Origin of the sequence: Streptomyces katrae (assembly GCF_002028425.1) — a bacterium.
In the GTDB taxonomy this organism is placed as follows: Bacteria; Actinomycetota; Actinomycetes; order Streptomycetales; family Streptomycetaceae; genus Streptomyces; species Streptomyces katrae_A.
In genome coordinates, this window is sequence record NZ_CP020042.1 from 3454288 (window position 1) to 3473368 (window position 19081).

The following is a 19081-nucleotide window of genomic DNA, read 5'->3' on the forward strand; positions in this document are numbered from 1 at the left end:
ACCGGCTTCCCCTCCGGTTACTCCTCGTCGTCGCACGCTCACTCCCCAGAGTAGGGGCGCGTGATACGGCTGGGGAAGAGGAGCTACGGCCACTCCTGACGCACCGGCAGCCCCGCCCGCTGCAACACGAAGCGCGCGAGCGGCCCATAGGCCGCCGAAGGCACCGCGTCATCAAGCGGAACCACCGCCGCCACCCGCCCCTCGGCCTCACCCACGAACAGCGCGGGATCGTCCGTATCAGCCAGCCCGATCGCCTCCACACCCAGCTGACCTGCACCGCAGACCCACCCGTGATCACCCACGACCAGCTCCGGCAGCGGCCCCCCGGACTCCGCCAGCGCCCCGAGCGCGACCCGAACCGGGAGCGGCGAATGGGTGTGTGCGCCGGTGACACTCGCCGCCCCCCGCGCGCCGGGTTCCCGCACCAGTGCGACTCCCCCTACGTAATCGATCCGGTGCCCACGTACGCCGAACCGGGTCGCCATGTCGACATGCACCCCCTGCGCCGGGGTGAGGACAACACATCCCGCCGCCGACAACGCCCCCGCCAAACCGGCGTAGAACCCCAGCAGCCGATGCGGGTGCCCCGTACCCAGCAACACCGGCGACCGCGCCCCGGCCGCCTCCCGCAGCCGCTCCGCGAACACTCCCAGCGCCGCCACCGTCCGCTCCGGATCGATCACGTCACACCCGCCGACCTGCGCCGGATCCGCGGAGACCCCGCACCGGTCCGCCATCAGCCCCAGCAGCGCACCCTCGTCCCAGCGGCCCTCCGGGTCCAGCCCCAGCAGCACCCGCGGATCCCGCGCCGCGAACAGCCGGTAGCTGCGCAGGCTCTCCTCCCGCGTGGTGGCGACGGGCCCGGCCAGCCGGGCCGCCAGCAGATGCGCGCGCAACGCGCCCTCGCTCAACACCCTCCGATGCTGCCGCACGGAACCTGCCGCATCATCAGTTATCCGTGAGCGCCGCACAGTTGGCCTAACCACGCCATGGCATGACCATCCGTCACATCAGCATCCCCCGCAACGGGAACACCGCCCGACGCGTCGCGAGAACGGCCTGATCCGTACGGTCCGCCGGATCGTAACCCGCGCCCCAGTCCCGCCACACGACCTCGCGCCCGTCCGTCATCCGGGCCGGCCCGTGCTGCCGCGTCCGCGCGTACGCCTCGTCCCGCCACTCCTGCGGCACCAGCGCCGCCGGGTCCACCGGCCGGTGCGCCGCGATCCCCACCAGATGCGTCCACGACCGCGGCACGACGTCCACCACCGCGTACCCGCCACCGCCCAACGCCAGCCACCGCCCGCCCGCGTACTCGTGCGCCAGAGCGTGACAGGCCTCCTGCACCGCCCGCTGCGCGTCCAGCGACACCGCCAAGTGCGCGAGCGGGTCCTCGAAGTGCGTGTCCGCCCCGTGCTGCGTCACCAGCACCTGCGGCCGGAAATCGGCCAGCAGCTCCGGCACCGTCGCGTGGAAGGCCCGCAGCCACCCCTCGTCCCCGGTCCCGGCCGGCAGCGCCACGTTCACCGCGCTCCCCTCGGCATCCGGCCCGCCCGTCTCCTGCGGCCAGCCCGTCTGCGGGAACAGCGTCCGAGGATGCTCGTGCAACGACACCGTCAGCACCCGGGGGTCGTCCCAGAACGCCGTCTGCACCCCGTCCCCGTGGTGCACGTCCACATCCACGTACGCGACCCGCTCGGCCCCCAGCTCCAGCAGCCGGGCGATCGCCAGGGCCGCGTCGTTGTACACGCAGAACCCGGCCGCCCCGCCCGGCATGGCGTGGTGCAGCCCGCCCGCGAAGTTCACCGCATGCCCGGCCTCACCCCGCCACACGGCCTCCGCCCCCGCCACCGACTGCCCGGCGATCAGCGCGGACGCCTCGTGGATCCCGTGGAACGCCGGATCGTCCACCGTCCCCAGCCCGTACGAACCGTCGGCCACCCCGGGATCCGCCGACACCTCCCGCACCGCCGCCACGTAGTCCTCGCGGTGCACCAGCCTCAGCGTCGAGTCCCCGGCCGCCGGCGCCGCCCGCACCTCCATCTCCCGGTCCAGCCCGAAGGCACGCACCAGGCCCATGGTCAGCGCCAGGCGCACCGGGTCCATCGGATGGCCCGGCCCGAAGTCATACCTCGTTACCGCCTCGTCCCACATCAACAGCCCGGTCACCGGCTCGCCGCTCATGCCGCACACCGTATCGGGCCCGGTCCACAGCGCCGAACGAGCGGGCATGGACCAGCGTGACGAGGACCAGCACCATCGGCACCACCATGGCACCCCGGTAGTTCCAGGCGTCCCCGATCCCCCCGACCAGCGGCGAACCGACCAGGAACCCCACGTAGTTGAAGATGTTCAGCCGCGCCACCGCCGTGTCCGAGGCGTTCGGGAACAGCCGCCCCGCCGCGGCGAAAGTCTGCGGCACGATCACGCACAGCCCGATCCCCAGCAAGGTGAACCCCAGCATCCCGGTCCACGCCCCGGGCGCCGCCGCCACCACCCCGAACCCGACCGCGGCCACCACCGCACCACAGCGCACCACGGCCACCGCCCCGAACCGCCGCACCCCGAGGTCCCCCACGGCCCGCCCGACGAGCGTGGTCACCATGTACACGTTGTACGGCACGGTCGACAGCTGCTCGGAGCTCCCCAGCACGTCCTGGAGGTACTTGGCACTCCAGTTCGCCACCGTCGAGTCCCCGATGTACGCGCACGCCATCACCAGGCACAGCGGCAGCAGCAGCCGCCCGCCCCGGGCCGGCCACCCCTCGGCGGCCTCCTGCCCCGCACCGCCGCCCTTCGCGTCCACGTAGTACCGGCTCCCCACCAGGGCAGCCGGCAGCAGGACGACCACCGCCGGCAGGTACCCGGTGAACAGCGCCAGGTGCCAGTGCGCCCCCGCCCAGGCCGCCGACGCCCCGACGATCCCGCCCAGGCTGTACGCGGCGTGGAACCCCAGCATGATGGAACGCCCGTACGCCCGCTGCAGACTGACCCCGAGCATGTTCATCGAGGCGTCCAGCGCCCCGACCGCCAGCCCGAACACCCCGAGGGCCACGGCCACGTGCCACATCCGGCTGCCGGCCCCGACGCCGAGCAGCGCCAGCAGCACGACGGGCTGCGCCCACCGCAGCACCGTGCCGGGCGCGACCCGCTTCACCAGGTGCTCGGTGGCGACGCTGGACACCCCGGCGAGGACGGGCACGGCGGCGAGGAAGGCGGGCAGCAGCCCGTCGGATATCCCGTACTGGTCCTGGATGGCCGGGATGCGGGTCACGAGCAGGGCGAAGGTGACCCCTTGAGTCAGGAAACTGAACCCGAGGGCACCGCGGCCCCGCCGCAGCCGCACGTCATCTGTCATGGCGGCACAGCGTAGGCCCCGCGGCTACCCGTGGGTAGAGAGATCACACGGCGAATCCGAGGAGGGCGGACAGCTCCTTCATCTCCCCGAAGCAGGCGGTGGCGCCGGTGAGCTTCGACGCGGGGACCATGGAGGTGAAGCCGAAGGCGTCCATGCCTGCGGCCCGGGCGGCCTCGATCCCGAGCGGGCTGTCCTCCACGACCACGCACTGCGAGGGGTTGACGCCCATCATGTCGGCTGCGTGCAGGAACAGGTCCGGCGCCGGCTTGCCCCGGCCGACCTCCTCGGCACTGAAGATCCACTCTTCTTCGAACCACTCGTCCAGACCGGCACTGCGGTGGGCGGCGCGGATCCGCTCGTGGCTGCTGGAGGAGGCGACGCAGTACGGCATGCCGTGCGCGGACAGCTCCCCGAGCACGTCGGTCACCCCGGGTACGGGCTGGAGCTCGCGCGCGAACGCGGCGAAGATCCGCTCGTGGAGCACCCGGTCGAAGTCCTCCGGCAGCCGCTGCCCGGTGCGCTCGAGGACGAGGTCGTGCACCCGGTGCACGGCGCCGCCCATGTAGTCGCGCAGGGAGTCCTCGTACGTGGTGGGGTGCCCCACCTCCGTCAGGTACTCGGCGAGGATGGTGTTCGAGAGCGGCTCGCTGTCCACGAGGACGCCGTCGTTGTCGAAGATGACCAGCTGGTAGACCATCAGCCCACCATACGAGTGTCCGCCGCACGTTCCCCGCAGGGCGGTGCGGGTAAACGGCTGAAAACGCAGAAAAGCCCCGCACCATGACTGGTGCGGGGCTTTCCCACAATGATTGTTCGGCGGCGTCCTACTCTCCCACAGGGTCCCCCCTGCAGTACCATCGGCGCTGAAAGGCTTAGCTTCCGGGTTCGGAATGTAACCGGGCGTTTCCCTAACGCTATGACCACCGAAACACTATGAAGTTGAACTCAAGCCGGCAAGGCGAGTTCGTTACTTCAGAACTAACACAGTGGACGCGAGCAACTGAGGACAAGCCCTCGGCCTATTAGTACCAGTCAGCTCCACCCGTTACCGGGCTTCCACATCTGGCCTATCAACCCAGTCGTCTACTGGGAGCCTTACCCTCTCAAGGAGGTGGGAATACTCATCTTGAAGCAGGCTTCCCGCTTAGATGCTTTCAGCGGTTATCCCTCCCGAACGTAGCCAACCAGCCATGCCCTTGGCAGGACAACTGGCACACCAGAGGTTCGTCCGTCCCGGTCCTCTCGTACTAGGGACAGCCCTTCTCAATATTCCTACGCGCACAGCGGATAGGGACCGAACTGTCTCACGACGTTCTAAACCCAGCTCGCGTACCGCTTTAATGGGCGAACAGCCCAACCCTTGGGACCGACTCCAGCCCCAGGATGCGACGAGCCGACATCGAGGTGCCAAACCATCCCGTCGATATGGACTCTTGGGGAAGATCAGCCTGTTATCCCCGGGGTACCTTTTATCCGTTGAGCGACGGCGCTTCCACAAGCCACCGCCGGATCACTAGTCCCGACTTTCGTCCCTGCTCGACCCGTCGGTCTCACAGTCAAGCTCCCTTGTGCACTTACACTCAACACCTGATTGCCAACCAGGCTGAGGGAACCTTTGGGCGCCTCCGTTACCCTTTGGGAGGCAACCGCCCCAGTTAAACTACCCATCAGACACTGTCCCTGATCCGGATCACGGACCGAGGTTAGACATCCAGCACGACCAGAGTGGTATTTCAACGGCGACTCCACAACCACTGGCGTGGCTGCTTCAAAGTCTCCCACCTATCCTACACAAGCCGAACCGAACACCAATATCAAACTGTAGTAAAGGTCCCGGGGTCTTTCCGTCCTGCTGCGCGAAACGAGCATCTTTACTCGTAGTGCAATTTCACCGGGCCTATGGTTGAGACAGTCGAGAAGTCGTTACGCCATTCGTGCAGGTCGGAACTTACCCGACAAGGAATTTCGCTACCTTAGGATGGTTATAGTTACCACCGCCGTTTACTGGCGCTTAAGTTCTCAGCTTCGCAACCCCGAAAGGTCACTAACCGGTCCCCTTAACGTTCCAGCACCGGGCAGGCGTCAGTCCGTATACATCGCCTTACGGCTTCGCACGGACCTGTGTTTTTAGTAAACAGTCGCTTCTCGCTGGTCTCTGCGGCCACCCCCAGCTCAGAGAGCAAGTCTCATCACCAGGAATGGCCCCCCTTCTCCCGAAGTTACGGGGGCATTTTGCCGAGTTCCTTAACCATAGTTCACCCGAACGCCTCGGTATTCTCTACCTGACCACCTGAGTCGGTTTAGGGTACGGGCCGCCATGAAACTCGCTAGAGGCTTTTCTCGACAGCATAGGATCATCCACTTCACCACAATCGGCTCGGCATCAGGTCTCAGCCTTATATGAGGGACGGATTTGCCTACCCCTCGGCCTACACCCTTACCCCGGGACAACCACCGCCCGGGCTGGACTACCTTCCTGCGTCACCCCATCGCTTACCTACTACCACCTTGGGCCGGCGGCTCCACCACTTTCCTTTCCCCGAAGGGTCCGGAACGGCTTCACGGCCTTAGCATCAGAGGATTCGATATTGGGCGTTTCAAAGCGGGTACCGGAATATCAACCGGTTGTCCATCGACTACGCCTGTCGGCCTCGCCTTAGGTCCCGACTTACCCTGGGCAGATCAGCTTGACCCAGGAACCCTTAGTCAATCGGCGCACACGTTTCTCACGTGTGTATCGCTACTCATGCCTGCATTCTCACTCGTGAACCGTCCACAACTAGCTTCCGCTGCTGCTTCACCCGGCACACGACGCTCCCCTACCCATCACAGCAGGCGTTGGCCCTATTGCTGCAATGACACGACTTCGGCGGTACGCTTGAGCCCCGCTACATTGTCGGCGCGGAATCACTTGACCAGTGAGCTATTACGCACTCTTTCAAGGGTGGCTGCTTCTAAGCCAACCTCCTGGTTGTCTCTGCGACTCCACATCCTTTCCCACTTAGCGTACGCTTAGGGGCCTTAGTCGATGCTCTGGGCTGTTTCCCTCTCGACCATGGAGCTTATCCCCCACAGTCTCACTGCCGTGCTCTCACTTACCGGCATTCGGAGTTTGGCTAAGGTCAGTAACCCGGTAGGGCCCATCGCCTATCCAGTGCTCTACCTCCGGCAAGAAACACACGACGCTGCACCTAAATGCATTTCGGGGAGAACCAGCTATCACGGAGTTTGATTGGCCTTTCACCCCTAACCACAGGTCATCCCCCAGGTTTTCAACCCTGGTGGGTTCGGTCCTCCACGAAGTCTTACCTCCGCTTCAACCTGCCCATGGCTAGATCACTCCGCTTCGGGTCTAGAGCGTGCAACTCAATCGCCCTATTCGGACTCGCTTTCGCTACGGCTTCCCCACACGGGTTAACCTCGCTACACACCGCTAACTCGCAGGCTCATTCTTCAAAAGGCACGCAGTCACGAGGATCCGAAGATCCCGACGCTCCCACGGCTTGTAGGCACACGGTTTCAGGTACTATTTCACTCCGCTCCCGCGGTACTTTTCACCATTCCCTCACGGTACTATCCGCTATCGGTCACCAGGGAATATTTAGGCTTAGCGGGTGGTCCCGCCAGATTCACACGGGATTTCTCGGGCCCCGTGCTACTTGGGAGATGAGCAAGCAAGCCGTACAGATTTCAGCTACGGGGGTCTTACCCTCTACGCCGGACCTTTCGCATGTCCTTCGCCTATCCATACGGTTTCTGACTCGCCTCACAGCCGGCAGACTGTGAAAGCTCATTCCCACAACCCCGCATGCGCAACCCCTGCCGGGTATCACACGCATACGGTTTGGCCTCATCCGGTTTCGCTCGCCACTACTCCCGGAATCACGGTTGTTTTCTCTTCCTGAGGGTACTGAGATGTTTCACTTCCCCTCGTTCCCTCCACATGCCCTATGTGTTCAGGCATGGGTGACAGCCCATGACGACTGCCGGGTTTCCCCATTCGGACACCCCCGGATCAAAGCTCAGTTGGCAGCTCCCCGGGGCCTATCGCGGCCTCTCACGTCCTTCATCGGTTCCTGGTGCCAAGGCATCCACCGTGCGCCCTTAAAAACTTGGCCACAGATGCTCGCGTCCACTGTGTAGTTCTCAAATAACGACCAGCCACCCGTCACACCCTGCCGAAACAGAGCTTTACCGGGGCCGGCACTGAAGACTGACCAGACGGCCGTGCCTTCAGGACCCAACAACGTGCCAAGCACAGTCACTCATCGAATCACGCTTTCCACGCCGAAGCAGTACTCACGACTTCTCAGATCTGACTGTGCCAACTAATCAACGTTCCACCCATGAGCTGACCGTGCAGAACATTTGCCTGCAATCGGTACTGTGCTCCTTAGAAAGGAGGTGATCCAGCCGCACCTTCCGGTACGGCTACCTTGTTACGACTTCGTCCCAATCGCCAGTCCCACCTTCGACAGCTCCCTCCACAAGGGTTGGGCCACCGGCTTCGGGTGTTACCGACTTTCGTGACGTGACGGGCGGTGTGTACAAGGCCCGGGAACGTATTCACCGCAGCAATGCTGATCTGCGATTACTAGCGACTCCGACTTCATGGGGTCGAGTTGCAGACCCCAATCCGAACTGAGACCGGCTTTTTGAGATTCGCTCCACCTCACGGTATCGCAGCTCATTGTACCGGCCATTGTAGCACGTGTGCAGCCCAAGACATAAGGGGCATGATGACTTGACGTCGTCCCCACCTTCCTCCGAGTTGACCCCGGCGGTCTCCTGTGAGTCCCCATCACCCCGAAGGGCATGCTGGCAACACAGGACAAGGGTTGCGCTCGTTGCGGGACTTAACCCAACATCTCACGACACGAGCTGACGACAGCCATGCACCACCTGTATACCGACCACAAGGGGGCACTATCTCTAATGCTTTCCGGTATATGTCAAGCCTTGGTAAGGTTCTTCGCGTTGCGTCGAATTAAGCCACATGCTCCGCCGCTTGTGCGGGCCCCCGTCAATTCCTTTGAGTTTTAGCCTTGCGGCCGTACTCCCCAGGCGGGGAACTTAATGCGTTAGCTGCGGCACCGACGACGTGGAATGTCGCCAACACCTAGTTCCCAACGTTTACGGCGTGGACTACCAGGGTATCTAATCCTGTTCGCTCCCCACGCTTTCGCTCCTCAGCGTCAGTAATGGCCCAGAGATCCGCCTTCGCCACCGGTGTTCCTCCTGATATCTGCGCATTTCACCGCTACACCAGGAATTCCGATCTCCCCTACCACACTCTAGCTAGCCCGTATCGAATGCAGACCCGAGGTTAAGCCTCGGGCTTTCACATCCGACGTGACAAGCCGCCTACGAGCTCTTTACGCCCAATAATTCCGGACAACGCTTGCGCCCTACGTATTACCGCGGCTGCTGGCACGTAGTTAGCCGGCGCTTCTTCTGCAGGTACCGTCACTTTCGCTTCTTCCCTGCTGAAAGAGGTTTACAACCCGAAGGCCGTCATCCCTCACGCGGCGTCGCTGCATCAGGCTTTCGCCCATTGTGCAATATTCCCCACTGCTGCCTCCCGTAGGAGTCTGGGCCGTGTCTCAGTCCCAGTGTGGCCGGTCGCCCTCTCAGGCCGGCTACCCGTCGTCGCCTTGGTGGGCCGTTACCCCACCAACAAGCTGATAGGCCGCGGGCTCATCCTTCACCGCCGGAGCTTTCCACCACAGGAGATGCCTCCCGCAGTCGTATCCGGTATTAGACCCCGTTTCCAGGGCTTGTCCCAGAGTGAAGGGCAGATTGCCCACGTGTTACTCACCCGTTCGCCACTAATCCCCTCCCGAAGGAGGTTCATCGTTCGACTTGCATGTGTTAAGCACGCCGCCAGCGTTCGTCCTGAGCCAGGATCAAACTCTCCATGAATGTTTACCGGTAATCCGGTGCACACGCACGAAAGAGCGGGCCAGTCACGGTCGGAATAAGACCGACTGACCACAACGTCCTCGCTGTGTTTGTCGCCTGCCAGTGCCCGAAGGCCCGACAGGTCTTTTTCAAAGGAACCTCATCCACCGGAGTGGACGGGGTATCAACTTCTGGCGTTGATTTTTGGCACGCTGTTGAGTTCTCAAGGAACGGACGCTTCCTTTGTACTCACCCTCAGTAACACTTACTGGGGCTTTCCTCCGGGCTTTCGTTCTTGCGATTCAGACTCTATCAGAGTCTTTCTCGCTTGCTTTCCAGGTCCTGCGCTTTCGCGCTTTCCCTTTCCGGCGGTTCCGACTCTATCAGATCCTTTCGGGCCTGACTGCCAGTCAGCGGCTTCCCGCGAAGCGGAAGTTGTTGCTTTGCGTTCCGGGCCCTTGGGCCCTTCCGGCGAGTGAGACAGTAGCGGATTCCTTGCCCCCGAAGCCAATCGGCGGCTGCGTTCTGGAACGCGGATTCCTCATTCGCAAATACGCATGAAAACGAGACGACAGGATGCGTCGTTCGTTCGAATGAGTAGTGCGGGATGGCTGTCCGGGGACCGACCGGGGTCGGCGCTCACGTCGGACAACTCGAAGAACCTTACGGACCTGGAACGGACGTGTCAACCCTCGGCCGGCCGTCGGGACCGCTCTGGTGGAACTCACCCCGTCCTCATCCCCCCTGGGGCTACGCTGCTTCCCATGACCACGCATGCACCCAAGCTCAGCCTTCGTTGGTGGCCCGCCTGACGGCGGCCGACCATCACACGAGCACGCATGCGCTCACGGCCGCCGCTACGGCGGCCGTTTCTGTTTTCTCCCCTCCCGGGAGTGGCGGGCCGCCCCGCGCGGCGGTCCCGACACCACACCGCAGGACACGAGGGAGAGACAGGACATGACGAGGATCTTCAGCGGGATCACCCCGTCCGGGCACCTGACGCTGGGCAACTACCTGGGGGCCCTGCGGCAGTGGGTCGCGGCCGAGCAGTCGCCGACGGACGCCCTGTTCTGCGTCGTCGACCTGCACGCCCTGACCGTGGAGCACGATCCCGCGCGGTTGCGCCGGCTCAGCCGGCAGAACGCCACGCTCTTCCTCGCCGCCGGGCTGGATCCACGGCGGTGCACCCTCTTCGTCCAGAGCCATGTCGGCGAGCACACCCGGCTGTCCTACCTGCTGGAGTGCACCGCCACCGACGGGGAGCTCCGGCGGATGATCCAGTACCGGGAGAAGGCGGCGAAGGCGGAGGCGGCCGGTCAGGGCGTGCGGCTCTCCCTGCTGACGTATCCCGTGCTGATGGCCGCCGACATCCTGGCCTACGCGGCGGACGAGGTGCCGGTCGGCGAGGACCAGCGGCAGCACGTCGAGCTGGCCCGGGACCTGGCGGTGCGGTTCAACCAGCGGTACGGGCACACCTTCACCGTGCCGAGGGCGACGCTGCCGGCCGTGGGTGCGCGGGTCATGGACCTCCAGGACCCGACGTCGAAGATGGGCAAGTCCAGTGCGAACACCGCCGGCATCGTCTATCTGCTGGACGAGCCCGCCGTGATCACCAAGAAGGTGATGCGGGCCGTGACGGACAGCGGCGAGGGCGGGGTGCTCTACGACCGGGCCACGCGGCCCGGGGTGGCGAACCTGCTCAACATCCTGGCCGCCTGTACCGGGGGTGAACCGGAGAAGCTGGCCGGGGACTACGACCGGTACGGGCCGCTGAAGCGGGACGTGGCCGAGGCCGTGGTGGAGCTGCTGCGGCCGCTGCGGGAGCGGCACGCCGGGCTGGCGGCCGATCCGGGCGAGGTGGAGCGGGTGCTGCGCGAGGGCGCCGAGCGGGCGCGGGGCATCGCGCGGCCGGTGGTGGACCGGGCGTACGAGGCCATCGGGCTGCTGGCCCCGTGAATGCGGAGGGAGGGGCCCCTGGTCAGGGGCCCCTCCCCTGTTTCAGCTGTTGCCGGAGGCGAGTTCGCGGCTGCGGTCGCGGGCCGCTTCGAGGGCGGCGATGAGGGCCGCCCGTACGCCGTGCTTCTCCAGCTCGACGATGGCGTTGATCGTCGTACCGGCCGGGGAGGTGACGGCCTCGCGGAGCTTGACCGGGTGTTCGCCGCTGTCGCGGAGCATGACGGCGGCGCCGATGGCGGCCTGGACGATGAGGTCGTGGGCCTGGGCGCGGGGCAGGCCGAGCAGGATGCCCGCGTCGGTCATGGCCTCCACGAGGAAGTAGAAGTAGGCCGGGCCGGAGCCGGAGAGGGCGGTGGCCGCGTCCTGCTGGGACTCCGGGACGCGCAGGGTCTTGCCGACGCCGCCGAAGATCTCCTCGGCGTGGGCGAGGTGCTCGGCGGTGGCGTGGCTGCCGGCCGAGATGACGGACATGGCCTCGTCCACGAGGGCGGGGGTGTTCGTCATGACGCGGACCACGGGGGTGCCGGGGGCCAGCCGCTCCTCGAAGAAGGCGGTGGGGATGCCGGCGGCGCCGCTGATGACGAGGCGGTCGGCGGGGACGTGCGGGGCGAGCTCTTCGAGGAGCTTGCCCATGTCCTGCGGCTTGACGGTGAGGATGAGGGTGTCGGCGCGCTTGGCGGCTTCGGCGTTGCTGACGGCCTCGACGCCGTAGCGGGTGTGGAGCTCGGCGGCGCGCTCGGGACGGCGGGCGGTGACGAGCAGCTTGGCCGCGGGCCAGCCGCCGCGGATCATCCCGCTGAGCAGGGCCTCGCCGATCTTGCCGGTACCGAGGACTGCGACTGTCTGGGTCATGCCCGATTCACCTCGCCGAACGAACCTTGAGGACGTGCGCCCCCGTCACTTACGCCCTCATCCTTGCACCCGTGCGCCCGCGGGAGAGGGGGTGTCCGCTCCGTGGTCAGGGCGTGCGGCGGCGGAGGGTGGCGGCGCCGAGGGCGAGGACGAGCAGGGCGCAGGCGGCCACGATGGCGGTGTCGCGCACGAAGTCGGCGGTCATGTCGGTGTGGGTGAGGACCTGGGTCATGCCGTCGACGGCGTAGGACATGGGCAGGACGTCGGAGAGGGCTTCGAGGACGGGCTGCATGGTGGCCCGCGGGGCGAAGAGTCCGCACAGGAGCAGCTGCGGGAAGATCACGGCCGGCATGAACTGGACGGCCTGGAACTCGGACGCGGCGAAGGCGGAGACGAACAGGCCGAGGGCGGTGCCGAGGAGGGCGTCGAGCAGGGCGACCAGGAGCAGCAGCCAGGCGGAGCCGGTGATGTCGAGGCCGAGGGCCCAGAGGGCGAGGCCGGTGGCGAGGAGGGACTGGACGACGGCGACGGCGCCGAAGGCGAGGGCGTAGCCGGCGATGAGGTCACCCTTGCCGAGCGGCATGGCGAGGAGGCGTTCGAGGGTGCCGGAGGTGCGTTCGCGGAGGGTGGCGATCGAGGTCACGAGGAACATCGTGATGAGGGGGAAGATGCCGAGGAGGGACGCGCCGATGCTGTCGAAGGTGCGCGGGCTGCCGTCGAAGACGTAGCGGAGCAGGGTCAGCATCAGGACGGGGACCAGCAGCATCAGGGCGATGGAGCGCGGGTCGTGGCGCAGCTGGCGCAGGACGCGGGCGGCGGTGGCGAGGGTGCGGGCGCCGTTCATCGCTGGGTCTCCCGGGTGGGTTCGTTCGGTTCGTGGGCGTGCGCGTTCGCGTTCGCCTCGTCGACGAGGCGCAGGAAGCCTTCTTCGACGGTGGCGCTCTGGGTGCGGGTGCGGAGGGCCTGGGGGGTGTCCTGGGCGAGGATGCGGCCCTCGCGCATGAGGAGCAGGTCGTGGCAGCGCTCGGCCTCGTCCATGACGTGGGAGGAGACGAGGATCGTGACGCCGCGGGTGTCGGTGATCTCGTGGAAGAGGTTCCACAGGTCGCGGCGCAGGACGGGGTCGAGGCCGACGGTGGGTTCGTCGAGGACGAGCAGTTCGGGCCGGCCGAGGAGGGCGACGGCGAGGGAGACGCGGCTGCGCTGGCCGCCGGAGAGGTCGCCGGCGAGGGCGGTGGTGCGGCTGGTGAGGTCGACGTCGGCGATGGCCCGTTCGACGGCGGCCCGGCGGCGGTCCGCGGCGGCGCGGCCGGGGTCGAGGACCGCGGCGAAGTAGTCGAGGTTCTGCCGGACGGTGAGGTCGTCGTAGACGGAGGGGGCCTGGGTGACGTAGCCGACGCGGGAGCGGAGCTCGGGGTGGCCGGCGGGGCGGCCGAGGACGTCGAGGGTGCCGGTGACGTGGGCCTGGGTGCCGACGACGGTCCGCATGAGGGTGGACTTGCCGCAGCCGGAGGGGCCGAGGAGGCCGGTGATGCGGCCGCGGGGGACGTCGAAGGCGATGGCGTCGAGGACGGTGCGGGGGGTGCGGCCGGTGCCGCGGCGGACGGTGAGGCCGCGGGCGTGGATGGCGGGAGGGTGAGGGGGGTCCTCCGGCTCGTTATTCATCATGTGATGAATAATGCTCCTGGGGGTGCCGGGCGTCAATCGGCCGAAGCCGATCGTCAAGGGGGCCGCTTCGGCTACTGCGCCTGCTTCGGCTACTTCTTGCGCTTGGGGCGGCGGCGGCCCGCCGGGTTGCCCGTGCGGGAGCTGCGGCGGCGCTCGTACTCGGCGGCGGCGCGCTCGTACTCGGCGCGGTGGAGCTTCTCGCCGGGGGCCTCGGTGAGGCAGCGCAGGAAGTACGCCAGGAGGGAGCCGATGAAACCGATCGCCTTCAGGCCCTTGAGGGCGGCCTCGTCGGAGGACGGGGCGGGGCGGCGGCCGAAGGACTCCCAGGTCTTGGCGAAGGCGATGGCGGTGGCGATCGCGAAGAGCACGATCACGGAGATGCTGAGGAAGGGGCCGACGTTGCCGATCTCCAGGCCCTCGTAGGCGAGGCGCAGGAGGTAGGCGCCGGCAGCGGCGGCGACGAGCGAGCCGGCCGCGAGGGCGGCCCGGCGCAGGGCGTAGCCGTTGCCGTGGTCCACCCAGCTGGTGCCGAAGAACCGGATCGGCTCGGGCTGCGGCCCGGCGGGCGGCCCGGCCGGGGATGCGGGGCCCTGACCCTGGCTCTGGCTCTGGCTCTGGTCCTGGCTCTGGCTCTGGCCCTGGTCTCGCTGCTGCTCTTCGCTCACGTCCGCGATTATCTCCCCCAGCTACCGCTGGGGGGACCCCCACCGGCGGCGCGGCCCGCCGGGGGGTGTCTCACCTGGCAGAACGGTGAACGGCTCAGCCGCAGCGGCCCGCCACGTAACCGTCGGAGCCGGTGTGGACGTAGGCGTCGGAGACGAAGCGGCCGTTGCCTATGCAGTCCCACACGTCCGTGGTCCCGTACGGGCCCGAGACGGTCGTGCCGGGGCACTGGCAGCGGATGGTGACGGAACCGCCGATGGGCACGGCGTCGATGATCGCGTAGCCCGTGCCGGGGCCGCTGCGGATGTTGACCCGGTACCCCGGGGCCGTCGGGTAGGACTGGAAGCCCGCGTCGGCGGCCGCGAGGCTCTCGACCTGGCTGGAATCGTTCTCTACGGACATATGGAATCTCCCCCCATGGGTGTTGCTCCCTGCAACGCGCGCAGGGTAGCAAGCCCTTGGATGTTGCCACGGGCCATCGACTAGGCTCCGTCGGGGGTGGTGAGCGGTGCCGTCGATGCGCGCGGACTACGCCGGGTTTCCGGAGTACGCCGGGCAGTACCGGCTCGAATCCGTGCTCGGTTCCGGCGGCATGGGCGTCGTCCACCTGGCCACCTCCAGTTCGGGGCTGAAACTCGCCGTCAAGGTCGTGCACGCGCAGCACGCGGTGGACCCGGAGTTCCGGGCGCGGTTCCGGCAGGAGGTCGCGGCTGCGCGGAGGGTGAGCGGTGCTTTCACCGCCCCCGTCGTGGACGCCGATCCGGATGCCGAGCGGCCCTGGATGGCCACCCTGTTCATCGACGCCCCGACCCTGTCCGAGCGGGTACGGGAGCGGGTGCTCGACGCCGGGGAGCTGACCCGGCTCGCGGCCGGGCTGGCGGAGGCGCTGCGGGACATCCACCGGGCCGGGGTGGTGCACCGGGACCTGAAGCCGAGCAACGTGCTGATGGCGCCGGACGGGGTGAGGGTCATCGACTTCGGCATCTCGCGCCCGGCGGACAGTGATCTGCGGACCGAGACCGGGAAGCTGATCGGCACGCCGCCGTTCATGGCGCCCGAGCAGTTCCAGCGGCCGCGGGAGGTGGGGACGGCGGCGGACGTGTTCGCGCTGGGTGCGGTGCTGGTGCACGCGGCGACCGGACGCGGGCCGTTCGACTCGGACAGCCATTACCTCGTGGCGTACCAGGTCGTGCACAGCGAGCCCGACCTGACGGGGCTCCCGGCCCGGCTGGTGCCCGTGGTGGCGCGGTGCCTGGCCAAGGATCCGGCCGAGCGGCCGACCGCCGAGGCGCTGATCGCGGAGATGCGGGCCCTGGCGTACCCGACCGGTGAGGACACCCAGGCGTTCATACCGCAGCCCCGGCGTCCGGTGGCGGACGAGGAGCCCACCCACCAGCGGCGGCTGGACGCACCTGCGGACGCACCCCCCGGCGCGCCCCCCGCGCAGCGCCCGCGCCGTCGCGGGCGGCTGTTGCTGGCGGCGGCGGGGCTCGCCCTGTTGCTGTCGGCGGGGGCAGTCGGCGGCTACCTCCTGCTGGGATCTGGTGCCGAGCCCCCGGGGCGGCCCGCCGCCGGCACCGCCGGGACGCCGGGCAAGGGCCTCGCACCGTGGACGGTCTCCCCCGGCGGCGCGCCGGTCTCCTGCACCCTCGGGGCCGCCGGAGCCGGCGGCTCGGGCGGAGCCGGTGCCTTGTACTGCTCGGGGCGGGGCCTGGCGGCCGCCCGTCTCGCCCTGGGCGACGGCTCGGTGGGCTGGTCGGTGCCCGCGAAGACCCCGGGACAGGGCGTCACGGCCGTCGGCGCCCCGCTGCACGCGGGCGGATCGGTCCTCGTGGCGGTGCCCGGCACCGGACTGCTCCAGGCCCTCGACCCCGCCACGGGCCGGGAACGCTGGCAGCACACGCTGCCCGGCGGCGCGCAGGCCGTGGCCGCGGGCCCGTACGTGGTCACGGTCGCCGCCGACGGGAGCGTCACCGGTCTCGACGGGGCGAGCGGTGCCCCGCGCTGGACCCGGCGGATCGGCGGCGCGGGCTCGATGTGGTGGGGCGGACCGGGGGCCTCGGGCTCGCCCGTGTTCTACGTGTCGTCGGCGGCCGCCGACGGCGGGTCGACGCAGCTCGCGGAAGTCGACCCGGCGACCGGAGCCGTGCGCTGGCAGACCCGGGCCACGGGCCGGCTGCGGCCGGTCGGTACCGCCCGCGGCGCCGTGCACCTGCTGGACAGCGATGCGGCGGGCAAGGCCGGCGGCGTCGTCCGCGTGGACGCGGCGACCCGTACCGTGCGCCGGGTACAGCTGCCGACGCCGCTCTTCGACGCGGAGGCCACCGTCGGCCCCGACGGCACGGTCTACGCCTTCGGCACCGGGGGCGGGCTCGTCGCCGTCGGGCCCGAACGCGAGCTGTGGCGGCTGGAGACCGGGGCGGCCAGCGGCTCCCGGCCCGTGGCAGCGGACGGCCGGGTCTACCTGATGGCCGGCGACGGCCGCCTCCTGGCTGTCGACGCCTCCGCCGGGAGGCTCGTCGGCCAGACCAAGCCGCGCATGCCCGCCGCGCAGGGCACCTTCAGCGCCACCCTCCCCGCGCCCGTCGTGGCGGACGGCCGCATCTACGCCTCCGCCCCCGACGGGACGGTCTTCGCCCTGGACGCGGGCGGCCCCGCCGGGTGGTGACGGGCGGCGGGGCCTTCCCCGGCGCCCCGGGTGCCGGAAACGCGGAACCCCGGCTGCGGGCGGGGGCGTGAGCCGCCCGCCCGGAGCCGGGGTCCGCGACGGTCAGCCCAGCTTCGAGACGTCCCGGACCGCGCCCTTGTCGGCGCTGGTGGCCATCGCCGCGTACGCGCGCAGGGCCGCCGAGACCGTGCGCTCGCGGGTCTTCGGGGCGTAGACGCCGCCGAGGGCCGCGTGGCGGGCGGCCAGCGTGGCCTCGTCCACCAGGAGCTCGATCGACCGGTTCGGGATGTCGATGCGGATCCGGTCGCCGTCCTCGACGACCGCGATGTCGCCGCCCGAGGCCGCCTCCGGGGAGGCGTGGCCGATGGACAGGCCCGAGGTGCCGCCGGAGAAGCGCCCGTCCGTCACCAGCGCGCAGACCTTGCCCAGGCCGCGGCCCTTGAGGAAGGAGGTCGGGTAGAGCATCTCCTGCATGCCGGGGCCGCCGCGCGGGCCCTCGTAACGGATGACGACGACGTCACCGGGCTGGATCTGCTTCGTGAGGATCTTCTCCACGGCCTCGTCCTGGGACTCGCAGACCACGGCCGGGCCCTCGAAGGTCCAGATGGACTCGTCGACGCCGGCCGTCTTGACCACGCAGCCGTCGGCGGCGATGTTGCCGCGCAGGACGGCGAGGCCGCCGTCCTTGGAGTAGGCGTGCTGCACGGAGCGGATGCAGCCGCCCTCGGCGTCGAGGTCGAGGGTCTCCCAGCGCTCGGACTGGGAGAAGGCGGTCGCGGAGCGCTTGCAGCCGGGGGCCGCGTGCCACAGCTCCATGGCCTCCTCGGACGCCGTGCCGGAGCGGGCGTCCCACTTCGCGAGCCAGTCCTCCAGGCCCTTCGAGTGGACGGTGGTGACGTCCTTGTTGAGGAGCCCGCCGCGGTGCAGCTCGCCGAGGATGGCGGGGATGCCGCCGGCGCGGTGCACGTCCTCCATGTAGTACGTGCCGCCGGGGGCGACGTTCGGGGCGACCTTGGCCAGGCAGGGGACGCGGCGCGAGACGGCGTCGATGTCCTTGAGGTCGTAGTCCAGGCCCGCCTCCTGCGCGGCGGCCAGCAGGTGCAGGATCGTGTTGGTCGAGCCGCCCATGGCGATGTCCAGGGCCATCGCGTTCTCGAAGGCCTCGCGGGTGGCGATGTTGCGCGGCAGGACCGACTCGTCGCCGTCCTCGTAGTAGCGCTTGGTGATCTCCACGACCGTGCGGCCGGCGTCCTCGTACAGGGCGCGGCGGGCGGTGTGCGTGGCGAGGACGGAGCCGTTGCCGGGGAGGGCGAGGCCGATGGCCTCGGCGAGGCAGTTCATCGAGTTGGCGGTGAACATGCCGGAACAGGAGCCGCAGGTCGGGCAGGCGTTCTCCTCGATGCGCAGGATGTCCGCGTCCGAGACGTTCTCGTTGGAGGCGTCGACCATGGCGTCGATCAGGTCGAGCTTGCGGACGGTGCCGTCGACGAGGGTGGCCTGGCCGGCCTCCATCGGGCCGCCGGAGACGAACACGACGGGGATGTTGAGGCGCATCGCGGCCATCAGCATGCCCGGGGTGATCTTGTCGCAGTTGGAGATGCAGATCAGCGCGTCCGCGCAGTGCGCCTCGACCATGTACTCGACGCTGTCCGCGATCAGGTCGCGGGAGGGCAGGGAGTACAGCATGCCGGCGTGGCCCATGGCGATGCCGTCGTCGACGGCGATCGTGTTGAACTCGCGCGGGATGGCGCCGGCGGCGCGGATGGCGTCGGAGACGATGCGTCCGACGGGGGCCAGGTGGGTGTGGCCGGGGACGAACTCGGTGAAGGAGTTGGCGACCGCGATGATCGGCTTGCCGATGTCCTCGCTCGCTACGCCCGACGCGCGCATCAGCGCACGAGCGCCTGCCATGTTGCGGCCGTGGGTGACGGTGCGGGACCTCAGCTCGGGCATGCGGTTTCACTCCCCATGAGTGCGGCTGCGCGTACGGTCAGCCGCGACTGCGGATATGGCTC

General features: G+C 68.3%; 12 protein-coding genes and 3 rRNA genes. 2 read left to right on the forward strand and 13 right to left on the reverse strand.

Going from position 1 to position 19081, the window contains the following annotated elements:
* Window positions 1–83: 83 nt before the first annotated feature.
* From B4U46_RS15525 to B4U46_RS15555, 7 genes are all read right to left on the reverse strand, one after another.
* A complete protein-coding gene (locus B4U46_RS15525; protein ID WP_079431784.1) occupies window positions 84–914 on the reverse strand; it encodes a phosphatase in 831 nt (276 codons plus the stop codon).
* A 91-nt stretch (window positions 915–1005) separates the two neighbouring features.
* The gene (locus B4U46_RS15530) at window positions 1006–2154 is read right to left on the reverse strand and encodes an acetoin utilization protein AcuC (protein ID WP_107438431.1); all 1149 of its coding nucleotides are present in this window, start codon (window positions 2152–2154) and stop codon (window positions 1006–1008) included.
* Window positions 2126–3358, reverse strand: coding sequence for an MFS transporter (locus B4U46_RS15535; RefSeq protein ID WP_079427924.1), 1233 nt, complete (start codon window positions 3356–3358; stop codon window positions 2126–2128). Before B4U46_RS15535 ends, B4U46_RS15530 begins: the two co-directional genes overlap by 29 nt.
* A gap of 43 nt (window positions 3359–3401) precedes the next feature.
* The gene (locus tag B4U46_RS15540; RefSeq protein ID WP_079427926.1) at window positions 3402–4055 is read right to left on the reverse strand and encodes an HAD family hydrolase; all 654 of its coding nucleotides are present in this window, start codon (window positions 4053–4055) and stop codon (window positions 3402–3404) included.
* A 114-nt stretch (window positions 4056–4169) separates the two neighbouring features.
* Window positions 4170–4286: ribosomal RNA gene (gene rrf / locus B4U46_RS15545) — 5S ribosomal RNA — on the reverse strand.
* A gap of 74 nt (window positions 4287–4360) precedes the next feature.
* Window positions 4361–7476: ribosomal RNA gene (locus B4U46_RS15550) — 23S ribosomal RNA — on the reverse strand.
* A gap of 279 nt (window positions 7477–7755) precedes the next feature.
* Window positions 7756–9280: ribosomal RNA gene (locus B4U46_RS15555) — 16S ribosomal RNA — on the reverse strand.
* The 16S, 23S and 5S rRNA genes sit together here, the layout of an rRNA operon.
* A 936-nt stretch (window positions 9281–10216) precedes the next feature.
* Here B4U46_RS15555 and trpS point away from each other — a divergent pair.
* Window positions 10217–11215, forward strand: a complete 999-nt coding sequence (gene trpS / locus B4U46_RS15565) for a tryptophan--tRNA ligase (protein WP_079427928.1) — start codon at window positions 10217–10219, stop codon at window positions 11213–11215.
* A 42-nt stretch (window positions 11216–11257) separates the two neighbouring features.
* Here trpS and proC read toward each other — a convergent pair whose 3' ends face one another.
* The 5 genes from proC to B4U46_RS15590 form a co-directional block, all read right to left on the reverse strand.
* Window positions 11258–12067 (reverse strand): pyrroline-5-carboxylate reductase, encoded by an 810-nt coding sequence (gene proC / locus B4U46_RS15570; RefSeq protein WP_079427930.1) that lies wholly within the window; start codon window positions 12065–12067, stop codon window positions 11258–11260.
* A gap of 106 nt (window positions 12068–12173) precedes the next feature.
* Window positions 12174–12911 (reverse strand): ABC transporter permease, encoded by a 738-nt coding sequence (locus tag B4U46_RS15575; protein ID WP_079427932.1) that lies wholly within the window; start codon window positions 12909–12911, stop codon window positions 12174–12176.
* Window positions 12908–13735, reverse strand: a complete 828-nt coding sequence (locus tag B4U46_RS15580; RefSeq protein WP_079427934.1) for an ABC transporter ATP-binding protein — start codon at window positions 13733–13735, stop codon at window positions 12908–12910. Before B4U46_RS15580 ends, B4U46_RS15575 begins: the two co-directional genes overlap by 4 nt.
* A gap of 89 nt (window positions 13736–13824) precedes the next feature.
* On the reverse strand, window positions 13825–14400 hold the full coding sequence (locus tag B4U46_RS15585; protein ID WP_079427936.1) for a hypothetical protein: 576 nt from the start codon (window positions 14398–14400) through the stop codon (window positions 13825–13827).
* Window positions 14401–14494: 94 nt separating this feature from the next.
* The gene (locus B4U46_RS15590) at window positions 14495–14800 is read right to left on the reverse strand and encodes a peptidase (protein WP_079427938.1); all 306 of its coding nucleotides are present in this window, start codon (window positions 14798–14800) and stop codon (window positions 14495–14497) included.
* Between the two features lie 115 nt (window positions 14801–14915).
* Here B4U46_RS15590 and B4U46_RS15595 point away from each other — a divergent pair, with 115 nt between their 5' ends.
* Window positions 14916–17066 (forward strand): serine/threonine-protein kinase, encoded by a 2151-nt coding sequence (locus B4U46_RS15595; protein WP_107438271.1) that lies wholly within the window; start codon window positions 14916–14918, stop codon window positions 17064–17066.
* Between the two features lie 102 nt (window positions 17067–17168).
* Here the strand turns inward: B4U46_RS15595 and ilvD are convergent, their stop codons facing one another.
* Window positions 17169–19019 (reverse strand): dihydroxy-acid dehydratase, encoded by a 1851-nt coding sequence (ilvD, locus tag B4U46_RS15600; protein ID WP_079427942.1) that lies wholly within the window; start codon window positions 19017–19019, stop codon window positions 17169–17171.
* Window positions 19020–19081: the final 62 nt, after the last annotated feature.

Excerpts from the sequence above, each read along its gene's own strand:
- B4U46_RS15530 (WP_107438431.1), bottom strand. The coding sequence starts at position 2,154 with ATGTGGGACGAGGCGGTAACGAGGTATGACTTCGGGCCGGGCCATCCG.
- B4U46_RS15535 (WP_079427924.1), bottom strand. The coding sequence starts at position 3,358 with ATGACAGATGACGTGCGGCTGCGGCGGGGCCGCGGTGCCCTCGGGTTC.
- B4U46_RS15540 (WP_079427926.1), bottom strand. The coding sequence starts at position 4,055 with ATGGTCTACCAGCTGGTCATCTTCGACAACGACGGCGTCCTCGTGGAC.
- trpS (WP_079427928.1), top strand. The coding sequence starts at position 10,217 with ATGACGAGGATCTTCAGCGGGATCACCCCGTCCGGGCACCTGACGCTG.
- proC (WP_079427930.1), bottom strand. The coding sequence starts at position 12,067 with ATGACCCAGACAGTCGCAGTCCTCGGTACCGGCAAGATCGGCGAGGCC.
- B4U46_RS15575 (WP_079427932.1), bottom strand. The coding sequence starts at position 12,911 with ATGAACGGCGCCCGCACCCTCGCCACCGCCGCCCGCGTCCTGCGCCAG.
- B4U46_RS15580 (WP_079427934.1), bottom strand. The coding sequence starts at position 13,735 with ATGATGAATAACGAGCCGGAGGACCCCCCTCACCCTCCCGCCATCCAC.
- B4U46_RS15590 (WP_079427938.1), bottom strand. The coding sequence starts at position 14,800 with ATGTCCGTAGAGAACGATTCCAGCCAGGTCGAGAGCCTCGCGGCCGCC.
- B4U46_RS15595 (WP_107438271.1), top strand. The coding sequence starts at position 14,916 with ATGCGCGCGGACTACGCCGGGTTTCCGGAGTACGCCGGGCAGTACCGG.
- ilvD (WP_079427942.1), bottom strand. The coding sequence starts at position 19,019 with ATGCCCGAGCTGAGGTCCCGCACCGTCACCCACGGCCGCAACATGGCA.